Raw genomic sequence first — 21,788 nt, forward strand, 5'->3', positions numbered from 1 at the left:
CCTGCGTGTACGTCACGCATCTCGTGACTCCCAAATCCGGGAGCACGGAGGCGGAGTGCGAGGACGCGGTCACCGTGCTCCCGGGCTGCGCGCACGACGACATGCTGCGGGGGCCGCTCACCGCGGCCGTGTGCGACGGGGCGACGGAGAGCGCCCTGGCCAAGGACTGGGCGCGACTGCTGTCCCGGGCGGCGGCCGAGCAGGCCATGGAGTGTCCCGAACTGCTGGCGGGCGGCGGGGCGTTCGAGACGTTCGCGGCGTCGGCCGTGGCGCAATGGGAGCCTTGGCTCGCGACGTACACGCAGGCACGCGTCGCGGACGGGCGCCCGCTGAAGTGGTACGAGCACACCAAGCTCGCCGCCGGCGCGTACGCGACCTTGCTCACCGTACGCACCGACCCGGCCCCCGCCCCCGACCCGGCCGCATGCGAGCCGACGGTCTGGCGATGGCGGGCCGCCGCCCTGGGAGACAGCTGCCTGTTCCAGCTACGCGACGACCGGCTGCTCCGAGCGTTCCCCGTGGCGACACCCGAGGCGTTCGGCACCGCGCCCGACCTGTTCGGCAGCCGCAACCACGACACCGGACTGCTGGCCCGCCGCGCCCGGTTCGCCCGAGGGCGGTGCGAGCCCGGCGACCGGCTGTTCCTGATGACCGACGCGCTGGCCGCGTGGTTCCTGTCGGCCGCCGACCAGGACAGCGCCGTACGCGAACTCCTGGAATTCTCCGGCCCCGACGACCTGGACGCCTTCCGTACCTGGCTGGACGGCCTCAGGGAACGCCGGCAACTGCGCAACGACGACGTGGCCGTCGTACGGATCGATTTCGAAGGGAGGTGACAGTGGGCTCGCCCACCGGCCCGCAGCGGCAGTTCCCCAGCGGTGCCGCCTACGCGGAGGCCTTGCAGCACTCCCAGCTGTGCTTCCGGCACCCCGAACTCCAGGGCGCCCGAGCCGAACTGACCAGACTCGGCCTGCCCCGTGCCGTCTCCGGAGCCTTCGCGAGTGTCTTCTCACTGACGTCCGCCGCCTCGGGGCAGCGGTACGCCGTCAAGTGCTTCACCCGCCACGTCCCGGACCAGGAGCAGCGGTACGAGGCGATCAGCTCCCGGCTCGCGCTGCTGGACCCGGCCGGGCTCTCCCAGCCGTGGAAACTCGGCTTCGAGTACCTTCCCGACGCCGTCCGGGTCGGCAAGGACCTCTACCCCGTCCTGAAGATGGACTGGATCGAAGCCGTGACGCTGTCCGCGTGGCTCGACACCCACCACGCCGACCGGCCGGCCGTCGGCCGGCTGGCGGACCGGTTCGAGGCCCTGACCCGGGACCTGTCGGCGCACGGCATCGCCCACGGCGACCTCCAGCACGGCAACCTGCTGGTCGCGAGCGACGGCACCTTCCGCCTCGTCGACTACGACGGCATGTACGTCCCCGCCCTGGCCGGCCTGGGCGGCACCGAACGGGGCCACCGCAACTACCAGTCACCCCTGCGCGGGAACGACGACTATGGCGCGGAGCTGGACCGGTTCTCCGCCTGGGTCATCTTCCTGTCGCTCAAGGCGATCGCCGCCGACCCCGCCCTGTGGAGCCGGCTGCACGAGCCGAGCGGCGAGTTCCTGCTCCTCACCGAGGAGGACTTCAAGAGCCCGGCCGGCTCCACCGGCCTGCGGGCACTGCTCGCCCACGCGGACCGGGCGGTGAGTGACCTCGCGGAACAGGTGAGGTCGCTGGCCTTCCAGCCACTGGAACTGCTTCCCCCACTGGACCTGGCCGTACCGGGACCTCGGACTTCCGCCACGGCGGCCCCCATGCCGCAGCCCGCGGGCGCGACTGCTCCCGGCGGCCTGCCCGGCTGGATGTCCGGGCACCTGGCGGAGCATCCCGCGACCACACCGGCCACACCCGTCACGGCCTCGCCGGACGGCTTCCACACCCGGACGGCGCTCGACGTCGTCGTAGCCGTGCTGTGGCCCCTCGCCTTCATAGCGGCCCTCCTCCTACCTCTCACCAGAATCGCGGCGGCATTACCTGGCTCCCTCATCCCCCTGGCCCTCGCCGCCACAGCCACCGCATTCGCCCGGAGCCGCCGCACCGAGCGTGTCCGGTCACGGGCCACCCTGGACGCACTGACGCATCAGCTGGCCCAGGTTGAGGACCCGGCGAAAGCCACCGCGAAGCTGCACAAGGAACGTAAGAATTTCGAGGTGGCGGAAAAACACCGCCAGGCCGCTCACCCGCGCACCCAGGACGAGCTCACCGCCCAGTACCACGCCGCGCTCAAGGATGCCGAACAGCGCAGGACACGCAAGCTCCGCGACATCGCCAAGAAGATCGACGGCCTCTCGGAAGAACGCCGCAGGGCCCTGGCCAAGGCCCTCGCCGACAAGCAGTCCGCGTACGTCCGGCACCAGCTCGGCCGACGGTCGATCGCCCAGTCACCCCCGCACGGCATCGGACCGAAGCTCGTCGCCCGCCTCGCCGATGACCACGGCATCCGGACAGCAGCCGACTTCACCGGCTACCGCACCGTGCAGAACAGCTCGTACAACAGCACCGGAGCCGTACTCGTCCTGCCCGGCGGCCGCCGCGCCGACGTCCGCGGCATCGGCGAGGCCAAGGCCGCGGCTCTGGTCGCCTGGCGCCAAGAAGTGCTTGCTTCCGCTGTCGCCCGGCAACCGACCACCCTCAGCACGGCGGAGCAACAGCCGGTCGAACAGAACATCACCCACCGCCGGGCCCAGCTACTGACCTTATGGGTGTGATGTCGTTAGCGTGAGTCCGGTGGCGGCAAGGCATCCGTCGATGAGGTCGGGCCGGTATTGAATCTCCCGGAGCCTGCGTCGCAGCACCCGCATCAGGTGCTCGGGGTCGGTGAAGGCGGTGTTGCACTGACCCGAGCGCCGCACCAGAGACCAGATGCCCTCGACCGGGTTCAGGTCGGGTGAGTACGAGGGCAGCTGGAACGAGGTGATCCAGTCGTGGCCGTCGATGAAGGCCCGCAGGCGGGCGTCCAGATGCACATTCAAGTTGTCCCAGACAAGCACCAGCGGGGTCTCGAGCTGCAGGTGGGCGGCGGTCAGCAGGTCGCGGTAATCGGTCCAGGTGAAGCTGCGCCGGCCGCCGCGCTTGTGATCAGCATGCCGTTTGGTCCGGAAGATCAGACGCGAGCGTTCACCGGGTTTGTAGCAGGCCAGGGCGGCCACGGAGAATCGGCGCTGGGACCGTCCCCGCACCCGGACCACAGGCGTGTGCCCGCGCCGGGACCAGGTTTTGCGGGTCGGCGGCGTCATCGAGAAGCCGGCCTCGTCCTCAAAGACGATGAAGGCCCCGCGCGCCGCCGCGGCGTTTCCACCCGTGGCCACGTGTCCTTCACCCAGCCCGTCACCTTCGCCTCGTCACGCTCCAGGGCCCGCCTCGCGGGGGCCTGGTGGCTCCAGCCGTGCCGGTGGAGCATCTGCGCGATGGCCGAGAGCGTCATCGTCTTGTGAAACCGGCGTCCGATGAGCGTCTTGATGCGCTGCAGGGTCCAGGTCTGGTCCGGCCAGCCCTGCGCGACCGGCCCCTTGCCCAGTTCCTGTTCCAGCGCCCTGAACAGGGCCTCGCTCAGCCGGGGCCGCCCCGCAGACCCCCTGGACCTGAGAGGCTCTTCACCGCCGTCCCGCCAGGAGCGGCGCCACCGTTGCACCGACCGCACACTGATCCGCAGCTCCCGTGCCACCAGAGCGTTGCCCTGTCCGGCAGCGAACCTTCCGGCCGCCTCCATCCGGATACGCTCGCGAAATGCCCGGCGCTCGTCCGTCAGGCCACCACCTTGCGGATACCTCATGCCTTGCACATACCGCAATGAACAGCACTCGTCAGCCCCCGCGACACCGCTCCTACAAGGTCAGTAACGTCCCGGCACACCGCTGTCGAGTCCGAAACCGAAACCGCCCGCAAGCAGGCGAAGAAGCGCCTGGAGGAGGCACGAGAACACCTCGCCAGGCACAACACCGCCGCCGAAACCAGCGCCCGCCAAAAACGCCAGGAATTCAGCCGCCGCACCACCGAAATCCAGCAGAACAACACCCTGCACGCGACCCTGACCACCGACGTGGAGGCGGCCAGGGCCCGGCAGCGCGGACTGACTTATGCGCGTTACCTACGCTTCCTGTACAGCGGCCGGTGAGCTGAGTGATCTGCGCGCGAAGGCGCCCGTCCTCGTCATGTGCAGCCGCCCGGCGTGCATCAATCTTGACCAGCAGGTCACGTAGGACGCGGACCGTTCGCCGGCCCCGGGCCCTGATCGCCCGTATGACAAAGCACGGGTCCACGACGTAGAGATGCTCACTGCGCTGGGCCGGCCCGCGAAAGGGCCGCCCGCAAGAAACGTATGACCGCTCAGAGGGAAACGGCCGGCGGCCGCATCGACCTACGGTATGCCGGGCAGGGAAAGACCTTGTTGTGCGTGCACGGCCTGATGGTCAACGGACACCTGTGGGACCCACTGGTCCCGGGACTGCGCGACCAGTTCCACATCGTGCTGCCCGACCTGCCGTCAGGGGGCCACCACACGCCGCTCGAACCGGACGCGGACTGCTCCCTGGAGACGCACGCCGTGCGTGTCGTGGAGTTGGCCCGGCAGGTTCCCGGACCCATCGTCCTGGTGGGCAGCGACACGGGCGGCGCCATCTCCCAGATCGCGGTGACGCGTTCCCCGTAACGGTTCGACCAACTGGTACTTCCGCCTTCGGACGCCTTCGACAACTGCCCGCCGAAACTCCTTGTGCCGATGCGTGGCCTGCTCCGCATACCCGGAGCTGTGCGTGTCCTGGCACGGTCGCTGCGGGTGGGCCTTGTGCAGCGCGCGTTCGTGAAGCGGCAGTTATTTCCCCGTGCTGGTGGATCCGCGCGGGAGCCTGCAGACGGTGTACATGCAGGCGCAGGGCGCTCCGGGCGTCTGAGCCCGGACGTCCGGGCCGCCCGGACCCACGGTGACAAATAAGGGCGGGGATTACGTAATTCCTCACCGCTGACAACCACAGCGCGCCCTGGGGCTTGCCGCAAGCCCCAGGGCGCGCTTCACCATGGGCGACCGCATGCGCGGTGCTGCCCGAGGGGTCCGGTGTGCGGCTCGGGCAGCCGGAAGTCCCCGTGAGCCTCATCGCCGCCGTCGTCGTCGGAGCGCTCAGCGCCACGTGAGCCGTGTGGTTACTTTGTGTTATCCTTAGGTCTTTGAGCGGTTGTGGCGAGAGGGCTGTGGCGGTCGGTGATTCCGCCTGGTTTCCCTTGTGCGTCGGCTGCTCGTTTCCCCTGCCGGGCCTTCCCTCGGTACGTCCCGCACGCGGAAGGCTCTTCATGAACCACCCGGACCACCTCGGCACCTCGCACGGCGACCTCGCCCAGCCGGCGGCCCCCGTTGCCTCCTTCGCCGACCTGGCCTTGCCGGCCGAGGTGCAGCGAACGCTCGCCGAGCGCGGCCTGCGCGAGCCCTTCCCGATTCAGGCAGCCACGTTGCCCGACGCCCTCGCGGGACGCGACGTCCTGGCGCGCGGGCGCACCGGATCGGGCAAGACCCTCGCTTTCGGGCTGCCGCTGCTGGTGCGGACGGCCTGGCGGCGCGCGGAGCCGAAGCAGCCCCTCGCCCTGATCCTGGTGCCTACCCGGGAGCTGGCCCAACAGGTCACCGAAGCGCTCGCGCCGTATGCCGACGCGCTCCGGCTGCGGATGGTCACGGTCGTCGGTGGCATGTCGATCGGCCGGCAGGCCGCCGCGCTGCGCGACGGGGCCGAGGTCGTCGTCGCCACGCCCGGCCGCCTGCGTGACCTCATCGAGCGCGGGGCCTGCCGTCCGGGACGGGTACGGATCACCGTCCTCGACGAGGCTGACCAGATGTGTGACATGGGCTTCTTGCCGCAAGTCACCGAGGTGCTCGACCAGGTGCGCCCGGACGGCCAGCGGATGCTGTTCTCCGCCACGCTGGACCGCGACGTCGGCCAACTGGTCCGGCGTTACCTCCACGACCCCGCCGAGCACGCGGTCGACCCGTCCGCAGGCGCGGTCACGAGCATGGACCACCATGTGCTGGTCGTCCATGGCCCCGACCGGTACGCCGTCGTCACGGAGATCGCCGCCCGCGACGGCCGCGTGCTGCTGTTCCTGGACACCAAGCACGCGGTCGACCAGCTCACCCGGCACCTGCGGAGCAGCGGTGTGCCTGCCGCGGCCCTGCACAGCGGCAAGTCCCAGCCGCAGCGCACCCGGTCCCTCGCGCAGTTCAAGAGCGGCCGGATCACCGTCCTGGTGGCGACCGGTGTCGCGGCCCGTGGCCTGCACGTCGACGACCTCGATCTGGTGGTCAACGTCGATCCGCCCACCGACCCCAAGGACTACGTGCACCGCGCGGGCCGCACCGCGCGGGCCGGTGAGTCCGGCCGCGTCGTCACCCTGGTCCTTTCGGGTGGGCGCAGTGAGATGAGCCGCCTGATGGCCGAGGCCGGCATCAAGCCGACGATCACCAAGGTGCGCTCGGGCGAGGCGGAGCTGAGCCGGATCACCGGGGCCAAGGCCCCCTCCGGCATCCCGCTCGACGGTGGGCCCGCCGCACCCCGGGCCAAGAACACCAATGCCCCCTTCCGCGGCCTGGGCACCAGCAAGGACGCCTCCCGCGGCACCGGCGGCAAGTCCCGCAAGGCCGGCGAGGCCCGAAAGCTCGCCGAGGCCCGCAGGGCGGCCCGGGTCCGCCGCGGCAGCTGAGAGCCGGTCCTGCTGCCGGGGCGTACGTGCCTGCGGTGGTCCGCGCCGGTCGTGCGGTGTCGGCAGGCGACGGTATGACGGCCGGGGCGCCGGTGTCCGGCTTCTCGCCGCCGGCCGTATCGCGCGGGCTGCCGGCCGGCCCTTCGGCCTCGGCAGGCGGGAAAGAACCGGTACGGACCGTCCACGGGGAAGCGCCGCCATCGACGCGATCTTCGCGTAGACGCAGCGGGTCGGCAGAGCCTGTGGAGCGTGGCCCGTGTCCCGCCGCAGGCCCAAAGTCCCAGCGAAGCCCCAGAGAAGTCCCAGAGATGCCGCCGCACCCTTTGCTGACCTGTTAAGCAGCAGGACAGGCGGGGTGTGGCGGCACTCGTGCGTCAGATGTCCCGGAAAATCTCGATCTGCGCCCCGATCGAGTTCAGCCGCTCCGCCAGGTCCTCGTACCCCCGGTTGATGACATAGACGTTGCGCAGCACCGACGTGCCCTCGGCCGCCATCATGGCCAGCAGGATGACCACCGCGGGGCGCAGAGCCGGCGGGCACATCATTTCGGCGGAGCGCCAGCGGGTGGGGCCGTCGACCAGGACGCGGTGCGGGTCGAGGAGTTTGACCTGGGCGCCGAGGCGGTTGAGATCGGTGAGGTAGATGGCGCGGTTGTCGTAGACCCAGTCGTGGATCAGGGTCTGGCCCTGGGCGCTGGCGGCGATGGCCGCGAAGAACGGGACGTTGTCGATGTTCAGGCCGGGGAACGGCATGGGGTGGATCTTGTCCAGGGGGGCCTGGAGCTTGGAGGGGCGGACCGTCAGGTCGATGAGGCGGGTGCGGCCGTTGTCGGCGGCGTACTCCGCGCTGCGTTCGTGGTTGAGGCCCATCTCCTCCAGGACGGCGAGTTCGATCTCCAGGAACTCGACCGGGACGCGGCGGATCGTCAGTTCGGACTCGGTGACGACGGCGGCCGCCAGCAGGCTCATCGCCTCGACCGGGTCCTCGGACGGCGCGTAGTCCACGTCGCGGTCGATGTGCGCGACGCCGTGCACGGTCAGCGTGGTGGTGCCGACGCCCTCGACCCGTACGCCCAGCTCCTCCAGGAAGAAGCACAGGTCCTGGACCATGTAGTTGGAGGAGGCGTTGCGGATGACGGTGACGCCGTCGTGGCGGGCCGCGGCCAGCAGCGCGTTCTCGGTGACGGTGTCTCCGCGCTCGGTCAGCACGATCGCGCGCTTGGGGGAGACGGAGCGGTCCACGTCGGCGTGGTACGTGCCCTCGGTGGCGGTGATCTCCAGGCCGAAGTGGCGCAGCGCCGTCATGTGCGGCGTGATCGTCCGCGTGCCGAGGTCGCAGCCGCCCGCGTACGGGATCTTGAAGTTGTCCATGCGGTGCAGCAGCGGACCGAGGAACATGATGACGCTACGGGTGCGGCGCGCCGCCTCCGTGTCCATGGCGTCCAGGTCGAGTTCGGCCGGCGGCACGATCTCCAGGTCGTTGCCGTCGTTGATCCAGCGGGTGCGGACGCCGATGCTGCCCAGCACCTCCAGGATCCGGTAGACCTCCTCGATACGGGCCACCCTGCGCAGCGTGGTGCGGCCCGCGTTGAGGAGCGTGGCGCACAGCAGCGCCACGCACGCGTTCTTGCTCGTCTTGACGTCGATGCTTCCGGACAGGCGCCGGCCGCCGACGACGCGGAGGTGCATGGGTCCCGCGTACCCGAGCGAGACGATTTCACTGTCCAGGGCCTCGCCGATCCTCGCGATCATCTCAAGGCTGATGTTCTGGTTACCGCGTTCGATGCGGTTGACCGCGCTCTGGCTCGTGCCGAGCGCCTCCGCGAGCTGCGTCTGGGTCCAGCCCCGATGCTGCCGCGCGTCGCGGATGAGCCTGCCGATGCGTACGAGGTAGTCGTCTGCCATGAGCAAGACGGTATCTCAGATATGAGATCGGCGAGTAGTCGGGTGTCGGGTGAGGGCGAGTTTCGGCGGCGGACCGGTCCGGGGGTCGTGGTCGGCTGAACCGTGCTGGGGTTATGGTTGTTCTATTGGTATGCGAATAAAGGGGGCGCTCATGAATGCCGTGCACGTCGGGTCCGCCGTCGGACCGCCCGATGCCCGTCGCCCTTGGCGGGCGCTGATCGCCGTACTGCCGTTCCTCCTCGCCTTCGCGACCGTCGTCACGGTCTTCTGGGTGCTGCGTGACCGGATGCCTGACCCGCTGGCCGTGCACTTCACCGCCGGTGGCGCCAGCGATGGTTACGCCTCCGTGTCCGACTTCCTCACGATGTGGGCGGTCATGCCACTCGTCTTCGGGGCCGTCATCGGCGTACTGGTGCTCCGTAACGAAGCGGCGGGCGTCCTGCGCTGGGCGATCGGCGCCGGATACGGAATGGCGGGCCTGTTCGGCTGTCTGGGGGTATCGAGCCTGCTGGTGAACGCGGACGCCGGTGACGCGTCGGCGGTCCGGCTCCCGATGGAGCACCTGGGCATGGCCCTGGGGGTGGCGCTGCTCAGCGGCGGGGTGGGGTGGCTGTGCGCCGGACCCGACCGGGTGCGGGCGGACCGGGTGGCCGGGCCGTCGCGGAGCACACCGCCGCTCGCCCTCGCGGACGGCGAGCGGGCGAGCTGGTCGCGGACCGTCGGCTCGCCCGTCCTGCTCGTCCTCGGCCCCGGGCTGCTGGTCGCCGGTGTGTTCATCGGCGTCTCGGGGAGCTGGGCCGGGGCGGCCGTCTTCGCCGCCGTGTGTCTGCTCTGCGTCGCGTTCGCGGGTGTACGGGTCACCGTCGACCACCGTGGCCTGACCGTCGCCTCGCCCGTGGTGCCGCGTCCCCGCCTGCGCATCCCACTCGCCCGGGTGGCGGAAGCGGGTGTCCAGCGGGTCAGGCCGCTGGCCGACTTCGGCGGCTGGGGCTACCGGATACGATCCGGGCGCAGCGGCATCGTGCTGCGCGCCGGTGAGGCGCTGGCGCTGCGGCTGACGAACGGCCGTGTGTTCGTGGTGACCGTCGACGACGCGGCCACCGCGGCGGCGCTCCTGAACGCGCTCGCGGCCAAGGCTCCCACCGTCGGCCCCGGGCCCGGTTCCAGCTCCGGCCAAGGAGGCTGACGTGCTCTTCCGTGTCGACCACGGCTCCCCGGTCCCGCTCGGCGACCAGATCGCCGCTTCGGTCCGCGGCGCGCTCGCCGAAGGCTCCGTACGGTCCGGCGAACGGCTGCCGGCGGCCCGCGCGGTCGCCGAGTCCCTGGGCGTCAACGTCCATACGGTGCTGCGCGGTTACCAGCGGCTGAAGGACGAGGGCCTGATCGAGCTGCGCCGCGGCCGTGGCGCCGTGGTGACCGGCGATGCCTCCCCGGCGCGCGTACGTCTCACCGAACAGGTGGGCCAGCTGGTGGCCGAGGCCCGCACCCTCGGCCTCACGGACGACGAAGTCGTGACGTTGGTGCGGACGCGGTTGTCGATGGGGTAGGGGAGGGGGCGTGGACCGCTCCGTGGCGGTCGTGGGTGACGCAGTTCACTCCGGATGGCTGTCACGGATGCGAGGGTCGGAGCCGTCCCGTGTGTGAAGTGACGACACAACGGGAGGCACGCATGAGGGTTGTGGTGGCAGGAGCCGGCTACGCGGGGACGATCGCGGCGAACCGGCTGGCCAAGAAGGTGAAGTCGGCGGAGATCACGGTGATCAACCCCCGGCCGGACTTCGTCGAGCGGGTGCGGCTGCACGAGCAGGTCGCGGGGACCGGAGCCGCGGCGGTGCCGCTGGCGTCGATGCTGGGCGAAGGCATCACGACGCGGGTGGGCACCGTCGACAAGATCGGTGACGGCCAGGTCGTTCTCGGCGACGGGGCGAGCCTCGACTTCGACCACCTGTTCCTCGCGGTGGGCAGTACGGCCGTACCGCTGCCGGGTGCGGTCGCGGTGGGGACCTGGGAAGGGGCGCAGGAGGCGCGGGCCGCGCTGGCCGAGCTGCCCGATGGGGCGGCGGTCACCGTCGTCGGCGGCGGGCTGACGGGCATCGAGACGGCCTCCGAGATCGCCTTCGGGCGGCCCGGCCTCCGGGTGCGCCTCGTGGGGCAGACGATCGGCGAGAGTCTGTCGGCGGGAGCGCGGAAGCGGGTGCTCACGGGGCTGGAGCGCCTGCGGGTGGAGGTCGTGGAGGACGCGGTCGCGCGGATCGACCCCGGCGCCGGGGACGGGGGCGGCGACGTGGTGCACCTCCGGGCGGGCCGGCGGTTCGTCTCCGGCCTCACGCTGTGGGCGGTCATCGGGAGCGTGCCCGATCTGGCTGCCCGGAGCGGACTGGAGGTGGATGACGCCGGACGTGCGGTGGTCGACGGTTTTCTGCGCAGTGTCACCGATCCGCGGATCTTCGTCGTCGGTGACTGCGCGGCGGTCCCGGGTTCGCGGGCGGCCTGCGCGACGGCCATGCCGCAGGGTGCGCATGCGGCGGACACACTGGCACGGACGGTCCAGGGCCGCCGGCCCAAGCCGTACGCCATGGGATACACCGGGCAGGGTGTGAGCCTCGGCCGCCGCGACGGGCTGCTCCAGGTCGACCGCCGGGACGGTACGGCGCGGCGGCTCCACCTCGCCGGGCGCGCGGCGGCGGTGATCAAGGAACAGGTCTGCCGCTACGCGACGTTCGGCGCCCGCACCGCCGTCTACGCCTGGCTGCGCGCCTGAACCGGGCCGGGGGCCTGCATCTGGCCGGGGGCCGGTAGCACCCACTCCGGCGTCCACACCCCGCTCTCGGGGCGCCCGGGGTACGCGGCCGTGAGGTGCTCGCGCAGCGCGGCGAGGGCGGGGTGCGGGTTGTCGGCGCGCCAGATCAGTGAGTGCGGGTAGACCGGGGTCGGGTCGTGCAGGGGGATGCTGCGCAGGTCGTGGCCGGCCGGCCAGACCAGGGGAGTCTGCTCGCTGACGAAGGTCGCGAGGGTCGAGGAGGCCGCGATCGTGTCCAGGAGGTGCTCGATGCCGAAGTTGGGGCCGGTCGCTTCGACGGTGAGGCCGAAGGCGGCGGCGAGTTCGTCGTAGTACGCCGCCCACTCGGTGCCGGGCATGTTGCCGGGCATCCAGATCCGGCGCCCGGCGAGCTGGGCGGGCGCGACCGCGCGGGCGGTGGCGAACTCGTGCGCCGGTCCGGTGAACAGGTGCAGCGGTTCGTCGAAGACCGGCGTGGCCCGCACCTCGTCGGGCAGCCGCCGGCCCGGCATGGTCACGGCGCGGAAGGTCGCGTCGATGGTGCCGGACCGGACGGCGGCGATGGCCGTGTCGGAGTCGAACAGGGTCACCACGTCGAGCTCGGTCCCGGGGTGCGCACGGTGGAAGCCGCGCAGCAGCCCGGCGACCGAGACCCGGCGGCCGATCACGTCGACGCGCAGCGCCCGGCGCCCCGGCCGTACCGAAGCGGCGGCGCGTTCCTCGGCTTGGAGGAGGGCCCGGGCGTACGGCAGGAACGCCTGCCCGTCGATGGTGAGCCGGGCCCCCCGGGCCGTGCGGCTGAACAGCGGCACGGCGAGGTCCTTCTCCAGTACGGCGATGCGCTTGGAGACGGCCTGCGGGGTGATCGACAGGTCGGCGGCGGCTTCCTGGAACTGTCCCGCGTCCGCGGCGGCGACGAAGGTGCGTACGGCAGTGAGATCCACGCCGGACATCCTAGGCGGGCGGACGGACTGGGTGGACAACCGATCGTTGATCGTGGGTGGTCACTCGGTTGCTTGATCCGGGAACTCCGTGCTCGCTTGGATGTCTCCGGTCAACCTGCGGTTTGGCAGGCTCCCCTTCCGGAGGCGATGCACCCGTGCCGGATTCCTTCGTCCACCTGCACAATCACACCGAGTACTCGATGCTGGACGGCGCGCAGAAGCTGCGGCCGATGTTCGGCGAGGTGGCCCGGCAGGGCATGCCGGCGATCGCCATGAGCGACCACGGCAACATGTTCGGTGCCTATGAGTTCGCGCAGGTCGCCAAGGGTTTCGAGGGCATCAGGCCGATCATCGGCATCGAGGCGTACGTGGCGCCTTCGTCCCGGTTCGTACGTAAGCAGGAGTTCTGGGGGCCGGGCGGTCGTCGCGCGATGAACGCGGACGGCGAGGGGTCGAAGGACGTCTCCGGTGGCGGCCGGTTCACCCACCTGACCATGTGGGCGCGGAACAGCCAGGGCCTGCGCAACCTGTTCCGGCTCAGTACGCAGGCCAGTTACGAGGGCCAGTTCCCCGCCGGGAAGCCGCGCATGGACCGCGAGCTGATCGCCGGACGGCCGGAGGGCATCATCGCCACCACCGGCTGCCCCTCCGGCGAGATCCAGACCCGCCTGCGGCTGGGCCAGTACGCCGAGGCGAGGGCCGCTGCCGCCGCCTACCAGGACATCTTCGGCCGCGAGCACTACTTCCTGGAGCTGATGGACCACGGCCTGGACATCGAGCGGGAGGTCCGGGAGGACCTGCTGCGCCTGGCCAGGGACCTGGGCCTCCCCTGCTGGCCACCAACGACGCGCACTACGTCACCGAGGACCAGGCCGACGCCCACGACAGCCTGCTGTGCATCGGCGTCGGCAAGAACAAGGACGACCCGGGCCGCTTCCGCTTCAACGGCTCCGGCTACTACCTCAAGAGCGCCGCCGAGATGCGCGCCCTCTTCGCCGAACTGCCGGAAGCCTGCGACAACACCCTGCTGATCGCCGAGCGCGTCGAGTCCTACGACGAGGTCTTCGACCATGTCGACGAGATGCCGCGGTTCCCGGACGTGCCCGAGGGCGAGACGCAGGAGTCGTGGCTGCGCAAGGAAGTCCTCGCGGGGCTCGCGATGCGCTACGGGAGTCCGGTGCCGCCGCACATCCTGGAGCGCTTCGAGACCGAGATGGCGGTCATCGGCCCGATGGGCTTCAGCTCGTACTTCCTCGTCGTGGCGGACATCTGCCGCCACGCCCGGCAGAACAGGATTCCCCTCGGTCCCGGCCGCGGCTCGGCCACCGGTTCCCTCGTCGCCTATGCCACCCGTATCACCGAGCTGTGCCCCCTGGAGCACGGCCTGCTCTTCGAACGTTTCCTGAACCCCGAGCGCATCAACCCGCCGGACGTGGACCTCGACTTCGACGACCGGCAGCGCGACCGGATGGTGCGCTACGTCACCGAGAAGTACGGCGACGCGTACACCGCCATGGTGAACACGTTCGGCAGGATCAAGGCCAAGAACGCGATCAAGGACTCCTCGCGCATCCTCGGCTACCCCTACGCCCACGGCGAGCGGATCACCAAAGCGCTCCCGCCCGACCAGAACGGCAAGCCCGCCCCGCTGGCCGCCGTCTTCGACCCCGCCCACGAGCGGTACGCGGAGGCCGGCGAGATCCGGCAGATGTACGAGGGCGAGCAGGACGTGCGGCGGGTCGTCGACACCGCCCGCGGGGTGGAGGGCCTCACCCGCGGCACCGGTGTGCACGCCGCGGCGGTGATCCTGTCCAAGACGAGGCTCACCGACCGCATCCCGCTGCACATGCGGGCGTCGGACGGCGTGAAGATCACCGGATTCGACTATCCGTCCTGCGAGGCCATGGGCCTGGTCAAGATGGACTTCCTGGGCCTGCGGAACCTGGGCGTCATCGACCAGGCCATCGAGAACATCCGGGAGAACCGGGGCGTCAGCCTGGCCACCGTGGACCCTCTGGACGGCGACCCGGCCACCGTCGTGATCCCGCTGGACGACGCGAAGACGTACCGGCTGCTGGCCGAGGGCAACACGTTCGGCGTCTTCCAGCTCGACGGCGGCGGCATGCGCGTCCTGCTCAGGCAGATGGAACCCACCCGCTTCGAGGACATCGCCGCCGTCAACGCCCTCTACCGGCCCGGCCCCATGGCGGCCGACGCGCACACCCACTACGCGCACCGCAAGACCGGCCGCGAGGAGATCACCCCGATCCACCCCGAGCTGCGGGACGCCCTGGAGCCGATCCTCGGCACCACCTTCCACCTGCTCGTCTACCAGGAGCAGATCATGGCCATCGCCCGGGAACTGGCCGGCTACACCCTCGGCGGCGCCGACCTGCTGCGCCGTGCGATGGGCAAGAAGAAGCCGGAGGTGCTGGCCGCGGAGTGGGACAAGTTCCACGACGGCATGCGGAGCAACGGGTACAGCGAGGAAGCCGTCAAAGCCCTGTGGGACGTCATGCTGCCGTTCTCCGGCTACGCGTTCAACAAGTCCCACACCGCCGGGTACGGACTCGTCTCGTACTGGACCGCCTACCTCAAGGCCAACTACCCGGCCGAGTACATGGCCGCGCTGCTCACCTCGGTCGGTGACGACAAGGACAAGGCCGCGGTCTACCTCGCGGACGCCCGCAAGAACGGCGTCCGCGTGCTCCAGCCGGACGTGAACGAATCCGTCGCCGAGTTCACCGCCGTCGGCGACGACGTACGGTTCGGGCTGCGGTCCGTACGCAACGTCGGCGAGAACGTCATCGCGGCCGTCGTCGACGCGCGCCGCCGGGAAGGGAAGTTCACCTCCTTCGCCGACTTCCTCGGCAAGGCCGGCCTGCCCGCACTGAACAAGCGGGCCGTGGAGTCCCTGATCAAGGCCGGTGCCTTCGACTCCCTGGGGCATTCACGCAAGGGCCTCACCGCAGTCCACGAGGAGGCCGTCGACGCGGTCATCCCCGTCAAGAAGGCGGCGAGTTACGGGCAGGACGACCTCTTCGCCGGGCTGGGCGGGGACGGAGAGGGAAGTGACGGGCCGGGCTTCGGCCTCGACTTCCCGATCGACGACGCGGAGTGGCCCCGCAGGCAACTCCTGGCGACCGAACGCGACATGCTCGGCCTCTACGTCTCGGCCCACCCGCTGGACGGCGCCGAGCACATACTCGCCGGCGCCCGGGACTGCTCCGTCGCCGAACTGCTCGCCTCCGGCCGCGCCTCCGGAGAGGTGCGGCTGTCCGGACTGATCACCGGCATCCAGCTCAAGATGACCCGGCAGGGCAACGCCTGGGCCGTCGTGCAGCTCGCGGACCGTGACGCCGCCGTCGAAGTGCTCTTCTTCCCCGCCGCCTACCAGCTCGTACAGCACGCGCTGGCCGAGGACAACGTCGTCTCCGTCAAGGGCAGGGCCGAGGACCGGGACGGAACCGTGCAGGTCTTCGGCAAGGAACTCGCGGTTCTGGACGTGTCCGCCGCCGAGCACGGCGGCCGGCCGCCCGTGCGGCTCGCCCTGCCCGCCCACCGGATCACCGAGGCGTCCGTCCGGGAGCTGAAACGTATCCTCGCGGAGCACCCGGGTGACAGTCCGGTCCACCTCAGTGTCCGCGGCGCCCGCAGGACGACCGTGTACGCCTTGCGGGCCACGGTGGACGCCACCACCGTCGCGTCCGACGTGAAGGGCACGTTCGGGGCTGACGCGTGGGCGGGCTTCGCATGACGCGCCCCCCACGCGCACATGCCCCACGCGCCCCCGCCCCTCACCCCCGCAGGAACTCCGACACGGTCTCCGTCTGACCGAAGATCGCGTGCCCGACCCCGGGCAGCAGCCGCACCGTCGCGTCCGGAACGTTCTCCCTTACGCGACGGGCGGTCTCCGCCGAATCGAAGAAGGCGTCGTCGGTACCGGCGATCAGCAGCACGGGCATCCCCAGGCCGCGCAACTCGTCATCGGAGAACCGCGGCAGCTGCTCCCTGCGGGGCTTGAACTGGGTGAAGGTCAGCGCCACCTGGTCGAGGACCGGGCCCGCCTCGGGTGCGTCCAGTCCCGTGGCGCTGCGCACCGTCCGACGGATCCCCCAGCGCCCGAACGGCCGCAGCAGCAGGGACTTGAAGAGCAGCCCCATCCGCTGCTTGCCCAGGCCGCCGGGGCACAGCAGGACCAGGCGGGAGACCCGGTCCGGGCGGCGGGTGGCGTAGTCCAGGGCCAGCCAGCCGCCCAAGGAGGTGGCGACGAAGGAGGCGGCCGGGACGCCCAGCCCGTCCAGTACCTCGTCCAGCCACCGCGCGTACGCGTCGGAGGCCAGGGGCGGGCGGGACGGCGCGCTCAGGCCCGGTTCGCCGATGACGTCGACGGCGTACGTACGGAAGTGCCGTGACCAGGCGGCGGCATCGCCCTGCCACATGGTCGCGTTGGCGCCCGAGCCGTGCAGCAGGACCACCGGAGGAGCGTCCGGCGGGCCGGAGACGAGCACGAAGGTCTCGCCTTCGCGGGTCGGCACCCGTAGCCGCTCGGCGGGAACGGGCCAGTTGTCCAGCGCCTCCAGGTAGCGCCGCCGGAGCTCGCGCTCCCCGGCCGCCGACTTGTAGAGCGTGGCTGTGTGCGTGTCGGTGTCCGTGTTCGTGCTCATGAGTCGAGCACCCCCTCCATATAGTCGAACAGCCGGGCCGTGTCCGCCAGGCCGCCGAGAATGACGACCTTCATCCGGGCCCGCTCCGGGTCGTACACCGTCTCGATCCGCAGCGGCCGGTCGCCGTGCCCGCGATGGGCCGCCGCACTGGTCAAGAGGGTGGACAGCCGGTCGGCGGTCCGGCGGTCGACCGCGTCGATCTCCACGACGCTCGTCGCCTCGCTGTGCCGCCGCCCCCTGGCCGGCTCCTCGGGAGCCGCCGGGACCGGGCGGCCGGTGAAGGCCTCCAGGTCCTCGTGCGCGATGCGGTACTGCTTGCCGATGCGGACGGCGGCGAGCCGCCCGTCCCGTACGTAGTTGCGGACGGTGCGGACGTGCAGGCCCAGTTGCTCGGCCACTTGGTCGACGGAGTAGAAGCGGTCGTTCACGAAAGTACCTTAACCTTCCCTATGAAGGGGAGCAATAGGGAAGGTTGGGGAATGAACGGGTGGGAAGACGGAAGCGGGCGGGCGGTGTAGGCGACCTCTGTCGCGTTCACCGCCCGCCCGCCATCCGCCCGGCACATGGCCGGGTGTTCGCGCCGCTACCGCGCCGCGCTCCTGGTCCGGATCAGCAGCCACAGGAAGTACGGCGTGCCGATGACCGCCGTGAGCAGGCCCGCGCCGAGCTGGGCCGGGGCGATCACCGTCCGGCCCACCATGTCCGCCGTACCCACCAGCACCGCGCCCAACAGCACCGCCACCGGCACCACCCGCACGTGCCGGCGGCCCACCAGGGCGCGCGCGGCGTGCGGGGCGACCAGGCCGACGAAGGCGATGGTGCCGGTCACGGCGACGGCCGCCGCGCTCAGCAGGACGCCCAGCGCCAGGAAGCCGAGGCGCGCCCGGGGCACGCCGAGGCCCAGCAGCCGCGGGGTGTCCCCGTCGAGCGAGACGAGGTCGAGTTCGGTGCGCCGCGCGAGCGCCACGGTGACGCCCACCGCGAGGACGACGGCGAGCGGCAGCAGGTCGGGCAGCGTCCGTCCGTACGTCGAACCGGACAGCCAGGTCAGCGCCTTGGTGGCGTTGAACGGGTCGGTGAGGACGATGAGCAGGCTGATCAGGGCCGCGCTCGCGGTGGCGACGCCCATGCCGACCAGCACCAGCCGGTTCTGCCGGAAACCGCCGCGCGCCGACAGTCCGAAGACGAGCCCGGAGGCGAGGGCGGCGCCCGCGAAAGCGGCGGCGGCGAGGCCCGTCGGTCCGGCCTCGGGCAGGGTCGTCACCAGGACCACCGCGCCCAGCGCGGCGCCGCCGGAGACGCCCATGACGCCCGGTTCGGCCAGCGGATTGCGGGTCACCGCCTGGACCAGGGTGCCGGCCAGGGCGAGGGCGGCGCCCGCGAGGAGGGCGGCGAGCACCCGTGGCACCCGGGTGTCGAGGACGAAGGAGACGACCCGCCCGGCCCGGCCCTGCGTCCAGTTCAGGACGTCGCCGAGCAGCAGCTTGGAGTCGCCGAGCAGTACGGACGCGACGGTCACCGCGAGCAGCGCCGCCACCAGCGTCCCGGCCACCGTCAGGAAGACGGTCCGGCTGCGGATGCGCAGCCGGTCGGGCGGGGCGGCGGCGCCGGTGTCCCGGCCGCGGGTCGCCAGCACCACCAGGAAGACGGCGCCGACCAGGCTCGTGACCACGCCGGTCGGCACGGCCACCGCCACGTCGGACGGCACCAGCGCCCGCAGCGCGACGTCCGAGCCGAGGACCAGCACCGCACCGGTGAGCGCGGAGCGTGTCACGCTCGCGCGCGTCCGGGAGAAGCCGCGGTAGCGGCGGGCCAGCAGGCGGACGACGGCCGGGGCGCTCAGCCCGACGAAGCCGATCGGTCCGGCGAGGGTGACGGCCGTGGCGGACAGCAGCGCGGCCAGGACGACGGTGACGACCCGGGTGGCGCGTACGGAGACGCCCAGGCCCCGCGCGGCGTCGTCGCCGAGCGCCAGGGCGTCGACCCGGCGGGCGACGAGCAGCAGCCCGGCCAGTCCGGCGACGGCGAGCGGCAGCATCCACAGCACCCCGCCGAAACCGTTCTGCGCGATGCTGCCCTGGTTCCAGGCGTACAGCCCCTCCGTCTGCTCGGGGAACAGCAGCAGCAGTCCCTCCGTGACGGAGCTGAGGCCGAGGGTCAGCGCGCTGCCGGCCAGCACCAGCCGGACGGTACCGGCGCCCAGGCCGGACAGTCCGAGGACGACGGCCGCGGCCGCCAGGCCGCCGACGAAGGCGATGCCGGAGGAGGCGAGCAGCGGCAGGGAGACGCCGGTCGCGGCGACCAGGCCGAGCGAGAAGTAGGAACCGGCGTTGACCGCGAGGGTGTCCGGCGCGGCGAGCACATTGCGGCTGACGGCCTGGAGCGCGGCGCCCGCCATGCCGAGCACCGCGCCGACCAGGAGTCCGGCGGCCATCCGCGGCAGCCGGGAGGCGACGACGACGGAGGCGTCCGCCGCGTCGGCCTGGCCGGTGAGCGCCTTCCACACCTCGGCGGCGCCGACGCCGGCGGTGCCTTGGGCGATGTCGACGAGGGCGAGGGCGGCGATCAGCAGGACGAGCACGGCCGTCACCGCTGCCGCGCCGCCTTTCCGGGACGCCGCCGTGGCGGGGAGGGGAGCGGTGGTGGTGACGGCCATGATGTCTACGCGCGCCCCGCCGTCACTTCTTCAGCGCGGCGACGACGGAGTCCACGTACGACTCCATCGACGCGGTGCCGCCGAACATCCACACACCGTCGGGCAGCCGGTGCACCTTGCCCGCCTTCACGAACGGGAGTGACTTCCAGACCGCGTTGCCGGCGAGCGCGCCGGTGAACGGGTTGCTGGTCTTGTCGTCGTCGCTGCCGATGTACGCGAACTGCACGTCACCGAGCTTGGTCAGCCCCTCGACGTCGGTGGTGCCGAGCCCGTAGGCCGGGTCGCCCTTCATCGTCCAGGGTTCTTCAGCCCGAGCTTCTCGTTCACCGCGCCGACCAGCGAACCGCCGGTGTACGGCCGGATGGTGACCTGGCTGCCGTCCACGTAGCCGTCGGCGAAGGCGAACGCGGTGCCCTTGCGCCCGGCCTTCTCCAGTTCCTGCCGGCCCGCCGCGAGCTTCGCCTCGAAGCCCTTCTTCAGTTTGCCGGCCCGCTCCGTGGTGCCGGTGGCCCGGGCGATCAGGTCCAGGTCCTTCGTCATCTGCCCGATCGGGTCGGCGGCGTCGGCGGACTTCAGGTCCAGCACCGGGGCGATCTTCCGCAGCTGGGTGAGGGCGGCCTTGGGCAGGTCGCTGGTGGCGACGATGAGGTCGGGCGCGAGCGAGGCGACGGTGTCCATGCTCGGCTCGCCGCGGGTGCCGATGTCCTTCGGCTCGTTCTTCAGCGGCGCGGCCTTGTCCCAGGACTTGTATCCCTTGACGTCGGCGACGCCGACCGGGTCGACCCCCAGCGCGACCAGGTGTTCGACGACGTTCCACTCGGTGCCGACGACCTTCTTGGCGGGCCCGTCCAGCTCCACCTTCGTCCCGGACGCGCCGGTGAGGGTGATGTGCCCGGCGGACTTCTTCGCCTGGTCGGCGGCGGGCTCGGTGGTGCCGCACGCGCCCAGGGTGAGCGCGGCGGCGGTGGCCGCGGCGACGGTGAGGAGGAGTCGTCTCATGAGGGGGCACCGAGCCTTTCGCTGTGCGCGTGGTGCGCGTCGTGCTTGCTGTTCCGTGTCGTGTCGCCGGGCGGCGTCCGCCGGGTGTGGTGCCGGCCGACCGCGCGGGTGCGCAGCCGTCCGGTCGACGGGTCGGTGGAGACCTCGATCCGGATGCCGTAGGTCTCCGTCAGCCGCTGCGGGGTGAGGACGTCCTCGGGCGTTCCGTCGGCGGTCACCCGGCCGGAGCGGAGCAGTACGATCCGGTCGGCCACGGCGGCCGCCTGGTCCAGGTCGTGCAGCACCACGCCGACGGCGATCCCGTGGTCGTCCGCCAGGTCCCGTACCAGGTCCAGGAGTTCCACCTGGTACCGCAGGTCGAGGTAGGTCGTCGGCTCGTCCAGCAGGAGGACGCCGGTGTCCTGCGCGAGGCAGCCCGCGAGCCACACCCGTTGCAGCTGGCCGCCGGAGAGATGCTCGGCACCGCGCTCGGCCAGGTCGGCGACCCCGGTCAGGCGGAGCGCCCGCTCCACCGCCGCGGGTCCGTCCGGGTCGGACCGGCCCCAGCGCCCCCGGTACGGGTAGCGCCCGAACTCCACGACGTCCCGGACGGTCAGTCCGCTGGGTGTGGGCCGCCCTTGGGGGAGCAGCGCCACCTGTCGCGAGAACGCGCGGGGGAGAGGGCGAATCCGTCCGTCTCCTCGCCGAGGGTCAGGGCCGCGTTCCGCGCCCGCTGCAGCCGTGCCACGGTCCGCAGCAGCGTCGACTTCCCGCTGCCGTTGGGGCCGACCAGGACGGTCACCTGCCCGGGCGCGAGCCGCAGGGACGCGTCGTGCACGACGTCGACACCGTCGTACGCCACGGTGATGTCCGTGGCGGTCAGGGTGTGGCCGCGGGACTGCGCGGCCTGGGGGAGTTCTTCACCGGCCTTCACGCAGAGAAGGTTAGCCTAACCTAACTTTTGGCCGAATTCGGGTGGTTCGGGGGCGATGTCCGCCCGTCTTGAGCGGCCGGGCGCGCATGACCCCGCGGCGGGGATGTACTAGAGTTATCTCGACATCGAGATATCTGCCGGGAGGCGTACCGCTGCCGCGCTAGTAAGGCTTGCCTAACTTAGCCTTACCTTAGCTGA

Annotated in this window: 15 protein-coding genes and 3 pseudogenes; 8 read left to right on the forward strand and 10 right to left on the reverse strand. The window is 71.4% G+C overall.

What is annotated here, in order from left to right; all coding sequences use genetic code 11:
• The first annotated feature begins 23 nt into the window (after positions 1-23).
• Both ACEXOX_RS36480 and ACEXOX_RS36485 read left to right on the forward strand, forming a co-directional pair.
• On the forward strand, positions 24-836 hold the full coding sequence (locus ACEXOX_RS36480; protein WP_406525106.1) for a hypothetical protein: 813 nt from the start codon (positions 24-26) through the stop codon (positions 834-836).
• Between the two features lie 2 nt (positions 837-838).
• A complete protein-coding gene (locus ACEXOX_RS36485) occupies positions 839-2,755 on the forward strand; it encodes a hypothetical protein (RefSeq protein WP_406525107.1) in 1,917 nt (638 codons plus the stop codon).
• Here ACEXOX_RS36485 and ACEXOX_RS36490 read toward each other — a convergent pair.
• From ACEXOX_RS36490 to ACEXOX_RS36500, 3 genes are read right to left on the reverse strand one after another with little or no spacing between them, the layout of a single operon-like run.
• A complete protein-coding gene (locus tag ACEXOX_RS36490; RefSeq protein WP_406526578.1) occupies positions 2,744-3,283 on the reverse strand; it encodes a transposase in 540 nt (179 codons plus the stop codon). The genes ACEXOX_RS36485 and ACEXOX_RS36490 overlap by 12 nt on opposite strands.
• Positions 3,280-3,819 carry a winged helix-turn-helix domain-containing protein gene (locus ACEXOX_RS36495; protein WP_406525108.1) on the reverse strand — a complete coding sequence of 180 codons (540 nt, stop codon included), beginning with the start codon at positions 3,817-3,819 and terminating at the stop codon, positions 3,280-3,282. Before ACEXOX_RS36495 ends, ACEXOX_RS36490 begins: the two co-directional genes overlap by 4 nt.
• Before the next feature lie 60 nt (positions 3,820-3,879).
• On the reverse strand, positions 3,880-4,068 hold the full coding sequence (locus ACEXOX_RS36500) for a hypothetical protein (protein ID WP_406525109.1): 189 nt from the start codon (positions 4,066-4,068) through the stop codon (positions 3,880-3,882).
• A 297-nt stretch (positions 4,069-4,365) separates the two neighbouring features.
• Here ACEXOX_RS36500 and ACEXOX_RS36505 point away from each other — a divergent pair, with 297 nt between their 5' ends.
• Positions 4,366-4,695 carry an alpha/beta fold hydrolase gene (locus ACEXOX_RS36505; RefSeq protein WP_406525110.1) on the forward strand — a complete coding sequence of 110 codons (330 nt, stop codon included), beginning with the start codon at positions 4,366-4,368 and terminating at the stop codon, positions 4,693-4,695.
• A gap of 635 nt (positions 4,696-5,330) precedes the next feature.
• The gene (locus tag ACEXOX_RS36510) at positions 5,331-6,728 is read left to right on the forward strand and encodes a DEAD/DEAH box helicase (RefSeq protein ID WP_406525111.1); all 1,398 of its coding nucleotides are present in this window, start codon (positions 5,331-5,333) and stop codon (positions 6,726-6,728) included.
• A 374-nt stretch (positions 6,729-7,102) separates the two neighbouring features.
• On the opposite strand, the gene ACEXOX_RS36515 is transcribed toward ACEXOX_RS36510, so the two are convergent.
• Positions 7,103-8,632: a UDP-N-acetylglucosamine 1-carboxyvinyltransferase gene (locus ACEXOX_RS36515; RefSeq protein WP_238782730.1), complete on the reverse strand. Its 1,530-nt coding sequence runs from the start codon at positions 8,630-8,632 to the stop codon at positions 7,103-7,105.
• A 151-nt stretch (positions 8,633-8,783) separates the two neighbouring features.
• Here ACEXOX_RS36515 and ACEXOX_RS36520 point away from each other — a divergent pair, with 151 nt between their 5' ends.
• The 3 genes from ACEXOX_RS36520 to ACEXOX_RS36530 all read left to right on the forward strand — a co-directional run bounded on the left by ACEXOX_RS36520 (position 8,784) and on the right by ACEXOX_RS36530 (position 11,393).
• A complete protein-coding gene (locus ACEXOX_RS36520; RefSeq protein WP_406525112.1) occupies positions 8,784-9,818 on the forward strand; it encodes a DUF1648 domain-containing protein in 1,035 nt (344 codons plus the stop codon).
• Position 9,819: 1 nt separating this feature from the next.
• Complete coding sequence (locus ACEXOX_RS36525; protein WP_406525113.1) at positions 9,820-10,179, forward strand: GntR family transcriptional regulator; 360 nt, start codon at positions 9,820-9,822, stop codon at positions 10,177-10,179.
• A gap of 122 nt (positions 10,180-10,301) precedes the next feature.
• Positions 10,302-11,393, forward strand: coding sequence for an NAD(P)/FAD-dependent oxidoreductase (locus ACEXOX_RS36530; RefSeq protein WP_406525114.1), 1,092 nt, complete (start codon positions 10,302-10,304; stop codon positions 11,391-11,393).
• Here the strand turns inward: ACEXOX_RS36530 and ACEXOX_RS36535 are convergent.
• Complete coding sequence (locus tag ACEXOX_RS36535; protein ID WP_406525115.1) at positions 11,372-12,355, reverse strand: LysR family transcriptional regulator; 984 nt, start codon at positions 12,353-12,355, stop codon at positions 11,372-11,374. The two genes, ACEXOX_RS36530 and ACEXOX_RS36535, sit on opposite strands and share 22 nt — an antisense overlap.
• Positions 12,356-12,510: 155 nt before the next feature.
• On the opposite strand from ACEXOX_RS36535, the pseudogene dnaE reads away from it, so the two are divergent.
• A pseudogene (dnaE, locus tag ACEXOX_RS36540) lies at positions 12,511-16,112 on the forward strand (DNA polymerase III subunit alpha).
• A gap of 40 nt (positions 16,113-16,152) precedes the next feature.
• Here the strand turns inward: dnaE and ACEXOX_RS36545 are convergent.
• From ACEXOX_RS36545 to ACEXOX_RS36565, 5 genes and pseudogenes are all read right to left on the reverse strand, one after another.
• A complete protein-coding gene (locus ACEXOX_RS36545; RefSeq protein ID WP_406525116.1) occupies positions 16,153-17,022 on the reverse strand; it encodes an alpha/beta fold hydrolase in 870 nt (289 codons plus the stop codon).
• Positions 17,019-17,450, reverse strand: a complete 432-nt coding sequence (locus ACEXOX_RS36550; RefSeq protein ID WP_406525117.1) for a helix-turn-helix domain-containing protein — start codon at positions 17,448-17,450, stop codon at positions 17,019-17,021. Before ACEXOX_RS36550 ends, ACEXOX_RS36545 begins: the two co-directional genes overlap by 4 nt.
• 155 nt (positions 17,451-17,605) lie before the next feature.
• The gene (locus ACEXOX_RS36555) at positions 17,606-19,678 is read right to left on the reverse strand and encodes an iron ABC transporter permease (RefSeq protein WP_406525118.1); all 2,073 of its coding nucleotides are present in this window, start codon (positions 19,676-19,678) and stop codon (positions 17,606-17,608) included.
• A 22-nt stretch (positions 19,679-19,700) separates the two neighbouring features.
• Positions 19,701-20,677 (reverse strand): annotated as a pseudogene (locus ACEXOX_RS36560) (ABC transporter substrate-binding protein).
• A pseudogene (locus ACEXOX_RS36565) lies at positions 20,674-21,590 on the reverse strand (ABC transporter ATP-binding protein). The pseudogenes ACEXOX_RS36560 and ACEXOX_RS36565 overlap by 4 nt, the downstream one beginning before the upstream one ends.
• Between the last annotated feature and the right edge of the window lie 198 nt (positions 21,591-21,788).

It is taken from the genome of Streptomyces sp. Ac-502 (assembly GCF_045222935.1).
In the GTDB taxonomy this organism is placed as follows: Bacteria; Actinomycetota; Actinomycetes; order Streptomycetales; family Streptomycetaceae; genus Streptomyces; species Streptomyces monomycini.

Bases quoted from the DNA above. Each gene is read 5' to 3' on its own strand.
- ACEXOX_RS36530 (WP_406525114.1), top strand. From the start codon at position 10,302: ATGAGGGTTGTGGTGGCAGGAGCCGGCTACGCGGGGACGATCGCGGCG.
- ACEXOX_RS36495 (WP_406525108.1), bottom strand. From the start codon at position 3,819: ATGAGGTATCCGCAAGGTGGTGGCCTGACGGACGAGCGCCGGGCATTT.
- ACEXOX_RS36505 (WP_406525110.1), top strand. From the start codon at position 4,366: ATGACCGCTCAGAGGGAAACGGCCGGCGGCCGCATCGACCTACGGTAT.
- ACEXOX_RS36515 (WP_238782730.1), bottom strand. From the start codon at position 8,632: ATGGCAGACGACTACCTCGTACGCATCGGCAGGCTCATCCGCGACGCG.
- ACEXOX_RS36490 (WP_406526578.1), bottom strand. From the start codon at position 3,283: ATGACGCCGCCGACCCGCAAAACCTGGTCCCGGCGCGGGCACACGCCT.
- ACEXOX_RS36510 (WP_406525111.1), top strand. From the start codon at position 5,331: ATGAACCACCCGGACCACCTCGGCACCTCGCACGGCGACCTCGCCCAG.
- ACEXOX_RS36520 (WP_406525112.1), top strand. From the start codon at position 8,784: ATGAATGCCGTGCACGTCGGGTCCGCCGTCGGACCGCCCGATGCCCGT.
- ACEXOX_RS36555 (WP_406525118.1), bottom strand. From the start codon at position 19,678: ATGGCCGTCACCACCACCGCTCCCCTCCCCGCCACGGCGGCGTCCCGG.
- ACEXOX_RS36545 (WP_406525116.1), bottom strand. From the start codon at position 17,022: ATGAGCACGAACACGGACACCGACACGCACACAGCCACGCTCTACAAG.